Origin of the sequence: Streptomyces mirabilis, from assembly GCF_039503195.1 — a bacterium.
GTDB classification, from domain to species: Bacteria; Actinomycetota; Actinomycetes; order Streptomycetales; family Streptomycetaceae; genus Streptomyces; species Streptomyces mirabilis_D.
The window spans coordinates 5,434,557-5,446,083 of record NZ_JBCJKP010000001.1 but is presented as its reverse complement, the minus strand read 5'-3'; the positions used below and the strand labels follow the sequence as shown (position 1 = coordinate 5,446,083).

General features: G+C 72.2%; 10 protein-coding genes. 2 read left to right on the top strand and 8 right to left on the bottom strand.

The window, feature by feature from the left end; all coding sequences use genetic code 11:
• Positions 1 to 19 precede the first annotated feature (19 nt).
• The 3 genes from AAFF41_RS25195 to pdhA are packed head-to-tail and all read right to left on the bottom strand — an operon-like array spanning position 20 to position 3,548.
• Entirely contained in the window at positions 20 to 1,405 is a 1,386-nt protein-coding gene (locus tag AAFF41_RS25195; RefSeq protein ID WP_319752666.1) for a dihydrolipoamide acetyltransferase family protein, read from the bottom strand.
• Positions 1,405 to 2,409, bottom strand: coding sequence for an alpha-ketoacid dehydrogenase subunit beta (locus tag AAFF41_RS25190; protein ID WP_054234200.1), 1,005 nt, complete (start codon positions 2,407 to 2,409; stop codon positions 1,405 to 1,407). The genes AAFF41_RS25195 and AAFF41_RS25190 overlap by 1 nt, the downstream gene beginning before the upstream one ends.
• Positions 2,406 to 3,548, bottom strand: coding sequence for a pyruvate dehydrogenase (acetyl-transferring) E1 component subunit alpha (pdhA, locus tag AAFF41_RS25185; RefSeq protein ID WP_054234201.1), 1,143 nt, complete (start codon positions 3,546 to 3,548; stop codon positions 2,406 to 2,408). Before pdhA ends, AAFF41_RS25190 begins: the two co-directional genes overlap by 4 nt.
• Before the next feature lie 173 nt (positions 3,549 to 3,721).
• On the opposite strand from pdhA, the gene AAFF41_RS25180 reads away from it, so the two are divergent.
• Complete coding sequence (locus AAFF41_RS25180) at positions 3,722 to 4,222, top strand: Lrp/AsnC family transcriptional regulator (protein WP_373558965.1); 501 nt, start codon at positions 3,722 to 3,724, stop codon at positions 4,220 to 4,222.
• 137 nt (positions 4,223 to 4,359) lie between these two features.
• On the opposite strand, the gene AAFF41_RS25175 is transcribed toward AAFF41_RS25180, so the two are convergent.
• Together AAFF41_RS25175 and AAFF41_RS25170 are read right to left on the bottom strand one after the other, a co-directional pair.
• The gene (locus AAFF41_RS25175) at positions 4,360 to 4,950 is read right to left on the bottom strand and encodes a TetR/AcrR family transcriptional regulator (RefSeq protein ID WP_054234203.1); all 591 of its coding nucleotides are present in this window, start codon (positions 4,948 to 4,950) and stop codon (positions 4,360 to 4,362) included.
• Positions 4,947 to 6,461, bottom strand: a complete 1,515-nt coding sequence (locus AAFF41_RS25170; RefSeq protein WP_319752667.1) for a 3-hydroxyacyl-CoA dehydrogenase — start codon at positions 6,459 to 6,461, stop codon at positions 4,947 to 4,949. The genes AAFF41_RS25175 and AAFF41_RS25170 overlap by 4 nt, the downstream gene beginning before the upstream one ends.
• 148 nt (positions 6,462 to 6,609) lie before the next feature.
• Here AAFF41_RS25170 and paaN point away from each other — a divergent pair, with 148 nt between their 5' ends.
• Positions 6,610 to 8,310: a phenylacetic acid degradation protein PaaN gene (gene paaN, locus AAFF41_RS25165; RefSeq protein WP_343324661.1), complete on the top strand. Its 1,701-nt coding sequence runs from the start codon at positions 6,610 to 6,612 to the stop codon at positions 8,308 to 8,310.
• A 61-nt stretch (positions 8,311 to 8,371) separates the two neighbouring features.
• On the opposite strand, the gene AAFF41_RS25160 is transcribed toward paaN, so the two are convergent.
• Genes AAFF41_RS25160 through AAFF41_RS25150 form a run of 3 tightly spaced genes read right to left on the bottom strand, consistent with a single transcriptional unit; the run spans position 8,372 to position 11,309 of the window.
• Entirely contained in the window at positions 8,372 to 9,178 is an 807-nt protein-coding gene (locus tag AAFF41_RS25160; protein ID WP_343324660.1) for a TrmH family RNA methyltransferase, read from the bottom strand.
• Complete coding sequence (locus AAFF41_RS25155) at positions 9,175 to 10,404, bottom strand: HTTM domain-containing protein (protein WP_319753764.1); 1,230 nt, start codon at positions 10,402 to 10,404, stop codon at positions 9,175 to 9,177. Before AAFF41_RS25155 ends, AAFF41_RS25160 begins: the two co-directional genes overlap by 4 nt.
• Entirely contained in the window at positions 10,401 to 11,309 is a 909-nt protein-coding gene (locus tag AAFF41_RS25150) for a DUF5819 family protein (RefSeq protein WP_343324659.1), read from the bottom strand. Before AAFF41_RS25150 ends, AAFF41_RS25155 begins: the two co-directional genes overlap by 4 nt.
• Between the last annotated feature and the right edge of the window lie 218 nt (positions 11,310 to 11,527).

Below are 11,527 nucleotides of genomic sequence, written 5' to 3'. Positions count from 1 at the left end.
AGTATGCGTGCCGCCGCGATCACAGGGAACGCAGGAGCACCGCCGGCTGTTCGACGCAGTCCGCCACATGGCGCAGGAAGCCGCCCGCCGTGCCGCCGTCGCACACCCGGTGGTCGAAGGTGAGCGAGAGCTGGACGACCTGGCGCACGGCCAGCTCGCCCTCGTGCACCCAGGGCTTGGGGACGATCCGGCCGACGCCGAGCATGGCGGCCTCGGGATGGTTGATGATCGGTGTGGAGCCGTCGACGCCGAACACTCCGTAGTTGTTCAACGTGAAGGTGCCCCCCGTGAGTTGCGCGGGTGTCAGCGTGCCGGTGCGTGCGGCCTCGGTCAGCCGGGCGAACTCCGCGCTCAGCGATTCCGCGTCGCGCGTGTGGGCGTCCCGGACGACGGGGACGACGAGACCGCGCTCGGTCTGTGCCGCGAAGCCCAGGTGGATGTGGTCGAGGCGGACGATCTCGCGGGCTTCGGTGTCGACCGTGGAGTTGAGCTCCGGGTAGCGGGCCAGTGCGGCGGTGCAGATGCGGGCGAGCAGCGCCAGCAGGGAGATCTTGGGACCGCCGGTGGCGTTCATCGCCCTGCGCGCGTGCAGGAGTTCCGTCGCGTCGGCGTCCACCCAGCAGGTCGCGTCGGGGATCTCGCGACGGCTGCGGGAGAGCTTGTCGGCGACCGTGCCGCGGATGCCGCGGAGGGGGATGCGGGTGCCGGCCGTGGCAGGTGCGGGGGCCACGGGGGTGGGTTCGGGGGTGTGCGGGGCGAGCGGGGTTCCCGGCTGCCGGGCCGGGGTGCCGGCCGAGCGCAACGCGTGCTCCACGTCCGACCGCAGGATCAGCCCGTCGGGGCCGGATCCCACCAGGGTCCGCAGGTCCAGGCCGTTCTCCCGGGCGAGCCTGCGGACGAGCGGGGAGATCACCGGTACGGGGCCGTCGGCGCGTACCGCCGCCGCGATGTGCTCGCGGGCAGGCCTGGGATCGCGCGCCGGAGCGCCCGGGTGGCCGTCGGTGGCGGAGTGGTGCGCCGGCGGGGTCTGCGTGTGCGCCCCGGGCGGTGTGGTTGACCCCGCGGGCGGCCGTACCCTTCTGCGTCGCGCCGGCGGCGCCCCGGTGCCGTACCCCACCAGCACGTTGCCGGAGCCCTCGGTCTCTTCTCCGGAGGACGACGCGCCGACCGCGACGGTCAACAGGGGGGAGCCCACGGGCAGTTCCGTGCCCTCCTCGCCGAAGCGTGCGGTGACCACGCCTCCGTAGGGGCAGGGCACCTCGACCATCGCCTTGGCCGTTTCGACCTCGACGACGGGCTGGTCGACGGCGACGACGTCGCCGACCTCCACCAGCCAGCGGACGATCTCCGCCTCGGTGAGTCCCTCACCGAGGTCGGGGAGCTTGAACTCGAGCACCTGGGCCATCAGCTGTCCGCCTCCCATTGCAGGCGCCCCACGGCGTCCAGGATCCGGTCGACGCCGGGCAGGTGGTGCCGCTCCAGCATCGGCGGCGGGTACGGGATGTCGAATCCGGCGACGCGCAGCACCGGCGCCTCCAGGTGGTGGAAGCAGCGCTCGGTGACGCGGGCCGCGATCTCGCCGCCCGGGCCGCCGTATCCACCGGCCTCGTGCACGACGACGGCGCGTCCGGTCCGCCGCACCGATGCCGCCACGGTCTCGTCGTCGAAGGGCACGAGCGAGCGCAGGTCGACGACTTCGAGGTCCCAGCCCTCGGCCCGCGCCGCCTCGGCGGCCTCCAGGCAGACGGGCACGGACGGCCCGTACGTGATGAGCGTGGCGCTGCGCCCCGGGCGTCGCACCACCGCGCGGCCGATCGGGTCGACGGCCGTCGGCTCGTCGGGGTTCCAGGAGTCCTTCGACCAGTACAGGCGCTTGGGCTCCAGGAAGACGACCGGGTCGTCGGAGGCGATGGCGGCGCGCAGCAGCCCGTAGGCGTCGGCGACGGTCGCGGGCGTGACGACATGGAGTCCCGGAGTCGCCATGTAGTACGCCTCGGAGGAGTCGCTGTGGTGCTCGACGCCGCCGATGCCGCCGCCGTACGGGACCCGGATGGTGATCGGGAGCGGCATGGCACCGCGGGTGCGGTTGCGCATCCGTGCCACGTGCGAGATCAGCTGCTCGAACGCCGGGTAGGCGAACGCGTCGAACTGCATCTCCACGACCGGCCTGAGCCCGTACATGGCCATGCCGACGGCCGTCCCCAGGATGCCCGCCTCGGCGAGCGGGGTGTCCGTGCAGCGGTCCTCGCCGAACTCCTTGGCGAGCCCGTCGGTGACACGGAAGACGCCGCCCAGGGTGCCGACGTCCTCGCCCATGACGTGGACGGTCGGGTCGGCGGCCATGGCGTCGCGGAGCGCGCGGGTCAGGGCCTGCGCCATGGTGGCGGGTTTGAGCGCGACGGTGGTCATCGGGCCGTACCCTCCGACTCGGCCTCGGCCGCGAGCTCCGCGCGCAACAGCGCCTCCTGCTCGCGCAGTTGTGGCGTGGGCTCGGCATACACGTGGGCGAAGAGGTCCATGGGGTCGAGCACCGGGTCCTGGTTCATGCGGGCGCGCAGGTCGGCGGCCATGATCTCGGCGGCCTCGCGGGCCTCCCGTATGCCGTCGTCGTCGAGCAGGCCGCGCTCGGTCAACTCGTGCTCCAGGAGGGCGATCGGGTCGTGTGCCCGCCAGGTCTCGACCTCGGAGTCGCCGCGGTAGCGGGTGGCGTCGTCGGCGTTCGTGTGGGCTTCCATGCGGTACGTCACCGCCTCGACCAGCGTCGGACCGCCCCCGGCGCGCGCGTGGCGCACGGCGTCGCTCAGGACCTCGTGCACGGCCGCCGCGTCGTTGCCGTCGACCAGTCGGCCGGGCATTCCGTAGCCCACGGCCTTGTGGGCCAGGGAGGGAGCGGCGGTCTGCTTGGCGAGCGGGACGGAGATGGCGAAGCCGTTGTTCTGGACGAGGAAGACGACCGGGGCCTGCCAGACCGCCGCGAAGTTCAGCGCCTCGTGGAAGTCGCCCTCGCTGGTGCCGCCGTCGCCGACCAGGGCGAGCGCGACCACGTCGTCGCCCTTGAGGCGGGCGGCGTGCGCGAGGCCCACGGCGTGCGGGAGCTGGGTGGCGAGGGGGGTGCACAGGGGTGCGATGCGGTGCTCGTGGGGGTCGTAGCCGGTGTGCCAGTCGCCGCGCAGGAGGGTGAGGGCCTGCACGGGGTCGAGGCCGCGGGCGACGGCGGCGAGGGTGTCGCGGTAGCTCGGGAAGAGCCAGTCGCGCTCCTCGAGGACGAGTGCGGCGGCGACCTCGCAGGCCTCCTGGCCGGTGCTGGACGGGTAGACGGCGAGGCGGCCCTGCTTGGTGAGGGCGGTGGCCTGCGCGTTGTAGCGACGACCGCGCACCAGCTCCGCGTACAGACGGCGCAGCAGGCCCGGGTCGACCTGCGCGGCGGCTTCGGTGCCGAGGACGCGGTGGGGCAGCGCGTCGGGCAGCAGCGGCGCGGGGTCGGTGCGGGGCTGCCAGGCGGGCGGCGGCGTGGGCCGGTAAGCGCCTCGCTGCTCCATGACCGTCATGACGGCACCTCCTCGTGGGAGCGGCTTGGGCGCTGCACGGCTGTGAGGCGCCTCACCTACCGATTGTTCGGTCGTCGGCACATTTTGGCTACAGGCACCGCCAGGCTGTGGACAAACGGTTCTGCACAGCCTGAGATGGACGCAGTACGTCCATGGTAGGGAGGCGGGGGGACATGGCACCTGAACAAATGGCCGAGCCGCCGGAGGCCGGCCCCGTCCCGCCGCCCGCCCGTCCGCTCGACGCCATCGATCAGGACATCCTGCAGATGCTCCAGGCGGACGGCCGCGCCTCGATACGCTCCGTGGCCGAACGGGTCCATGTGTCCCGCGCCAACGCCTACGCGCGGATCAACCGGCTCATCGAGGACGGTGTGATCCGCGGCTTCGGGGCGCGCGTCGACCACGAACGCGCCGGGCAGGGCACGTCCGCGTACATCACCCTCAAGATCGTGCAGAACTCCTGGCGCACGGTCCGTGAGCAGCTCAGGGTGCTGCCCGGCGCCTCCCACATCGCCCTGGTGGGCGGCGACTTCGATGTCCTGCTCCTGGTGCACACCCCCGACAACAGAGCCCTCCGCGAACTGGTCCTCACCCGCCTCCAGGCCATCCCCGAGGTCCTCAGCACCCGCACACTCCTGGTCTTCGAGGAGGAGGACCTGGAGCCGGAGGGGTGACGGGGCCGCGGGAGACGTGGGACCTGCGCCGGGGCGGTCCTGGACCTGCGGCTTGAGGCCGGAAGCCTCAGGGTGCGGGTGCAGGGGCTTGGCCTGGGGTCGGGGCCGGGACGCGGGTGGGTGGTCGGGGCGGAGAGTCAGCGTTCCTCTCTGAGGCCGCTGAAGACCAGTTGCGCCACCGCGTCGGCGACCTCGCGTTCGCCCATGCCTCGACTGTCGGGGCGGTACCACTCGACGAGTGAGTTGATCATTCCGAAGACCAGGCGGGTCGCGAGGCGGACCTCGATGTCGCCGCGCACGTCCCCGTCGGCGGCCGCGGCCTTCAGGAGTTCGGCCACCTGGTGGTCGAACTCGCGGCGCCGCTCCAGGGCCCAGCGCTCGGTGTCCGTGTTGCCGCGCACGCGCAGCAGCAGGGTCACGTACGGAAGTTCCGCGGTGAGTACCTCGACCATGCGCCGGACGACGTACTCCAGGCGCTCCACCGCACGCCCCACGCGCGCGTGCTCTTCGTCGAGGATGCCGAAGAGGCCGTCCAGGGCCCGGCACACGGCGCGGCGCAGCAGCTCCTCCTTGCCCGTGACGTGGTGGTATATCGACGACTTCGAGATGCCGGCCGCCTTGGAGAGGTGCTCCATGGAGGTGCCGTCGTAGCCGCGCTCGTTGAAGACCTGGACGGCGACGGAGAGCAGGCTCTCCGGGGTGTACGTGTCGCGCTTGGCGGTGGTCATGAGGTTCCCTCGCGCTTCTCGGTGGCGTACGCGTGGCGGTAGAGCGCGAGAGAGGGCGCGTAACGCCCGGAGGGATCGCGCTGGTGCAGGTCGTCCAGAAGGGAGCAGGCCCAGCTCCGGCCGAGCCTGCGGCTCCATTCGAAGGGGCCCAGTGGGTAGTTGACCCCGAGCCGCATCGCGGTGTCGATGTCCTCCTCGGTGGCGACGCCCTTGGCGACGGCGTCGTGCGCCAGGTCGACGATCCTCGCCACGGTCCGGGCGACGATCATGCCGGGTGCGTCCCCGATGACGCTGACGGCCTTGCCCAGCGCCTGGAACAGGCCGACGGCCTCGGAGAGGGTCTGCGGGGCGGTGTCCTGGGAGGCGGAGAGGGCGATCCTGGTCGCCCGGCGGTAGTCGAGCGCCAGGTCGAAGTAGACGACGTCGCGGAACTCGACCGACGTCTGGCCGTCGGCGAGGACCAGCTGGCCGCCGCTGGGCAGCACCAGGCGGGTCCCGTGGTCCTCCTCGTCGTCGCGGACCTGGATGCCCGCCTCGCGGATCAGCGTGAGCAGTTCGGAGGCCGGACCCAGATCACCCTCGGCGACGACGTACGCGGGTGCCTGCGCCTTCTCCGCGGTGTGCGGCTCCGGACGCTCGGCGTCGGCCCCGTGGTCGTACCAGCCGCGCCCCGTCTTGCGGCCGAGCCGGCCGGACTCGACGAGCCGCCGCTGGGCGAGCGAGGGCGTGAAGCGCACGTCCTGGAAGAAGGACTGCCACACGGAGTGCGTCACGGACTCGTTGACGTCCTGGCCGATCAGGTCGGTCAGTTCGAAGGCCCCCATCCGGAAGCCGCCGGACTCGCGCAGGACGGCGTCGATCGTCGCGGGGTCGGCGGCCTGCGCCTCGTACACCGCGAAGGCCTCGGCGTAGAAGGGCCTGGCGATGCGGTTGACGATGAAGCCGGGGGTGTCGGCGCAGGCGACCGGCGTCTTGCCCCAGGCGCGTGCCGTCTCGTACGCGCGCGTGGCCGACGAGAAGTCGCTCGCGTACCCGGAGACGACCTCCACCAGCGGCAGCAGCGGCGCCGGGTTGAAGAAGTGCAGTCCGACCAGCCGGCCGGGGTTGCGCAGGGCGCCGCCGATGGCCGTGACGGACAGCGAGGAGGTGTTGGTGGCGAGCAGACAGTCGTGCTCGACGATGTCCTCGAGCTCGCGGAACAGCTGCTGTTTCGCCTCGAGTTGTTCGAGCACCGCCTCGACGACGAGCGCGCAGTCCGCCAGCTCGGCGAGACTGTGCGCGGGGTGCAGCCGGGCGCGTGCCGCGTCCCGGTCGGCGGCGGCGAGCCGGTCCTTCTCGACGAGCCGGTCGAGGCGCGCGCCGATCGCTTCGGCCGCCGCGTCGGCACGCCCGGGAACCGTGTCGTAGAGCCGCACGGGGTGACCCGCGACGAGCGCGACCTGGGCGATGCCCTGGCCCATGGTGCCGGTGCCGACGACGGCCACGGGGCTGCTGAGGTCGAGTGCTGTCATGTGCGCGATCCTCCCGCACGGGGTTTTCCACAGATGCGGCGGACCCCCTTGTCCCGACCGATCGTTCGGTTACTCTAACTCTGTCCGGCTATTTCTGCCCAGGTCATGAGCTCAGCGAAGAGTTCTTGAGACGAGGAGATGGTCCCGCATGGCCGCCGAACTGACCGCGCACGAGCTGACCGCCCAGCACCGGCCCACCCTCGACCAGGCGCTGGAAGCGATCCGCACGCGCGCGTACTGGTCCCCGCACCCCGAGCACCCGAAGGCCTACGGGGAGAACGGCAGCCTGAGCATGGCCGAGGGCAAGGCCGCCTTCGACGCCCTCCTCGGCAGCCGCCTCGACCTCGGCCAGCCCGGCACCGACGACTGGGTGGGCGGCGAGATCTCCCCGTACGGCATCGAGCTGGGCGTCACCTACCCGCACGCGGACGTCGACGTGCTGCTGCCCGCCATGCGGGCCGGACAGCGGGCCTGGCGCGACGCGGGCGCGGAGATGCGCGCGATGATCTGTCTGGAGATCCTCAAGCGGATCGCCGACCGCACGCACGAGTTCGCGCACGCGGTCATGCACACCAGCGGCCAGGCCTTCATGATGGCGTTCCAGGCGGGCGGTCCGCACGCGCAGGACCGCGGCCTGGAAGCGGTGGCGTACGCGTACGTCGAGCAGGTCCGCACCCCCGACACCGCGGAGTGGACCAAGCCCCAGGGCAAGCGCGACCCGCTCGCGATGACCAAGCAGTTCACGCCGGTGCCGCGCGGCATCGCGCTGATGATCGGCTGCAACACCTTCCCGACGTGGAACGGCTATCCGGGCCTCTTCGCCTCCCTGGCCACCGGTAACGCCGTGCTCGTCAAGCCGCACCCGCGCGCGGTGCTGCCGCTCGCGCTCACCGTGCAGGTCGCGCGCGAGGTGCTCGCCGCGGCGGGCTTCGACCCGAACCTGGTGGCGCTGGCCGCCGAGCGGCCCGGGGAGGGCATCGCCAAGACCCTGGCCGTGCGCCCCGAGATCCGGATCATCGACTACACCGGGTCGACGGCGTTCGGTGACTGGCTGGAGACCCACGCCCGCCAGGCGCAGGTCTACACGGAGAAGGCCGGCGTCAACACGGTGATCGTGGAGTCGACCGACGACTACAAGGGGATGCTGTCCAACCTGGCCTTCTCCTTGTCCCTGTACAGCGGCCAGATGTGCACGACCCCGCAGAACCTCCTCATCCCCCGCGACGGCATCCGCACCGAGGAGGGCACCAAGTCGTACGACGAGGTGGTCGCCGACCTCGCCCGGTCGGTCGACGGACTCCTCGGGGACGACGCGCGTGCCAACGGGCTGCTGGGAGCGATCGTGAACCCGGACGTCAAGGCGCGTCTGGAGGCCGCGGCAGGGCTCGGCGAGGTCGCCCTCGCGTCGCGTGAGGTCGGCAACCCGGAGTTCCCTGACGCGGTCGTCCGCACACCGGTGATCGTCAAGCTCGACGGTGCCCGGAAGTACTGGGAGGGTGCCGACGACGAGGCCGCCTACATGAACGAGTGCTTCGGACCGGTGTCCTTCGCGGTCGCGGTCGACTCGGCAGAGGACGCGGTGGAGCTACTGCGGCGGACCGTCCGGGAGAAGGGGGCGATGACCGTCGGGGCGTACACCACCGACGAGGGCGTCGAGGAGGCCGTGCGGGAGGCCTGTCTGGAGGAGTGTGCCCAGCTGTCCCTGAATCTGACGGGCGGCGTGTACGTCAACCAGACGGCCGCGTTCTCGGACTTCCACGGGTCGGGCGGCAACCCGGCGGCGAACGCCGCGCTGTGCGACGGCGGGTTCGTGGCCAACCGCTTCCGGGTGGTGGAGGTGCGGCGCTAGGACCTGATCCGCCGGACAGGTCCCGGGCCCCGCGTCCGCGGCGTGATCCGCCGGACACCCCCTAGCCCCCTTGCGGGGCGCTCCAGTGGAACAGGGTCATGGCCACGCTCGTCGCCAGGTTGTAGCTGGAGACCTGGGGGCGCATCGGGAGCGACACCAAGTGGTCGGCACGCGCGCGCAGGTCGGCGGAGAGGCCGCTGCGCTCGGAGCCGAAGGCGAGCACGGCGTCGTCCGGGAGTCTCAGCCCCCGGATGTCCTCGCCGTCCGGGTCGAGGGCGAACACCGGCCCGGACGGCAGCTCGGCCACCGTCAGCCGCTCCACGGCGGTCGCGAAGTGCAGGCCCGCCCCGCCCCGCACCACCGTGGGGTGCCAGGGGTCGAGGGTGCCCGTGGTGACGACGCCGGTCGCGCCGAAGCCGGCCGCGAGACGGATCACGGCGCCGGCGTTCCCGAGGTTGCGCGGATGGTCGAGGACGACCACGGGGGCGGTGCGCGGTGTGCGGGCCAGCGCCCGCAGATTGGCCTCGCGGGAGGGACGTACCGCCAACGCGGCCACCGCGGTCGGGTGCGGACGCGGGACGAGGGAGCGGTACGTGGCCTCCGGGACCTCCACCAGGAGGGCGTCCAGGGTGTCGCCTACGTCCGGGGCCAGCTCGTCGGTGAGGGCGAGCGCCGCCTGCCGGTCGCTGGTGACCGCCACCAGGACCTCGGCCCGGAAGCGCACGGCGTGCTTGAGGGCGTGGAAGCCGTCGAGCAGGACGGAGGTGTCGGCGAGGCGGTGCCAGACGCTCACGGGGTCCCGGTCCTGCCGGCGGTCGCCCACCGGGTCCTGCGCACGGTCCGTGGGGTCGCTTGCGGGGTCCTTCATGCGGTGAAGCCTACGTGCGGGTCCTCGGCCGGCTCCGGGGCGCGCGGCCCCTGAGCGCGCTGGCCCGGCAGCTTGCGGGCGCCGGGCGGAAACAGTCGTCCACGCGCGCGTGCCGCCCCTCCGCCGAGGCGCCGCAGGAACGACGTCGGCAGGAACACCGCGTCGGCGGCGATCATCGCGAGCGAGAAGAAGGGCAGCCCGAGGACCACGGCGATCACGGCGTGCTCGGTCATCATGGCGGCCAGCAGGACGTTCTTGACGCGCCGGTTGATCAGGGTGAAGGGGAAGGCGACCTGCACCGCGACCGTCCCGTAGGTCACCAGCATCACGATCGTGCCGTGTGAGGCCAGCAGGTCGGACAGGGCGGGCCAGGGGGAGAAGTAGTCCAGGTGGAGCGGGTAGTAGACGGCCGTGCCGTCCTGCCAGCGCGAGCCCTGGATCTTGTACCAGCCGGCGGTCGCGTAGATCAGACACGCCTCGGCCATGATCACGAGCAGGGCCGCGTTGTGCACGGCGTTCGCGATGCTGTCGAGCAGGATCCGAGGCTCCGCGGTGCGCGCCAGGCGGCCGACGGCCCACCACAGCGCCTGGACCGCCCACAGCCCCCAGAAGATCGCCAGCCAGCCGGGGCTGAGCCGCCCCGCGCCCGTCGCCGCGGCCAGCAGCAGACCGAGCGCCGCCCACAGGACGAGACCGACCCGGTCCTGGGTCCCGGCCCGTGGGAGGTCCCCCCGCGCGCGTGCCTCCCGCGCGAGCCGGGCCCGCCGGGCGTCCAGCGACCACACCTGTCCACAGCGCGTGAACACCAGATAGATCGCCATGAGGTGGATGACGTTGTCGCCGCCGTCCCCCATGAAGATGCTGCGGTTCTGCAGCGAGAGCACGCCGACCATGAAGAGCACGGACATCGTCCGGGTCCGCCAGCCCACCAGCAGCAGGAGAGCGGAGACGACGGCCAAGGTGTAGACGGTCTCGAACCACACCTGGCTGTCGGACCACATCAGGATCGTGAAGGCGTGGTTGTCCGCGACGAGCCGCTGGGCGAGGTCCCACTTCCACGGTCCGTCGGGGCCGTACATCTCCTGGCGGTGCGGGAACTCGCGCAGCAGGAACAGCAGCCAGGTGGCGGCGAAGCCGATGCGGATCACGGCCGTCTGGTACGGGCCGAGGGCGGCGTCGGTGACCCGGGCGATACCGCGCGAGATCGACACTGCGATGCGGTTCATCCGGCGCTCGCCTCCGTCCGCGCGTCCGTGACGTCCTCCTCGGGAACGGTCCACCAGGGCAGCTCGCGCAGGACGGGCGTGTCGGACACCTGCTCCTCGCTCCATTTCGGGGGCGGCACGTCGGTGGTACGGGACCGGACCTGGACGCTTTCGATGACGGCGCCCCTGCCGCCGGCCCCCTCACGGTCGAGACGCAGCACGACGATCCGGCGCAGATAGCGCTGGGAGAGGTCGCCGCGCAGACCCACCGGGTGGTTGTCGTTGTCGTGCGTGCCGGTGTAGAAGTCCCAGGCCCGGCGCAGTTCGTTCTGCTGGGTGTGGCTCGGCAGCAGATTGCCGTCGATCGCCGCGCCGTCCAGTGCGGACAGGTCGTACCAGCCGGTCTCGGTGATGCCACCGTCCGCGCCGCGGACCTGCGCACGGACCTGGATGTCGATGTTCTGCTGCAGCGGGTTGGGGGCGAAGAGCTTCCAGTTCTGCTCGAACTCCGGGTAGATCCAGTCGTCGATCGCCCGGCCGTGCTGCTTGGTGACCGTGTTCGAGGGCGCGACGTGCAGGAACACCATGCCGAGGTGCACACAGGCGACAACCGCGACGACCGCGAGGGCGAGCGCGGCGACGATCTGGGAGCGGAGGGGGAGGGAGGCTATGCCGGTGGGGGTGGGGACGGGGACGGGGGGATCGGCGGCGGGGGCCTGGGGACCGGGGGCCTGAGCAGCGGGCGCCCGGGAATCGTGGTGCTGCGGAACGGATTCCTGGCCGACGGATTCCTGGCCGACGGATTCCTGGTCCGCGCAGGCGGTGCTGTCGGGGGTGGAACCGGCGGAGGCGGGGCCCTCGGGCAGGGAGCCGTCAGGGCCGTCCGGCAGATGCCGGGCCTTCGAGCCCTCGTCGTACGCGTCCATTCTGCCCCGATTCCCGATCCCGGTCCGATTCCCGCCGCCGGACCGCGCGGCACCGTGGCGCCCGCGCGCACCACACCGCGGCGTGCGCACGGGAACGGTACTCAGCCCGGACCCCCCGGCACAGCCCCATTCGGCCCAGCGGGCACAACAGCGACACAACAGCGACCCTGAGGTTATCCACAGCGGTGGACACCCTACGGCGCCCGCCTCTCCACGTG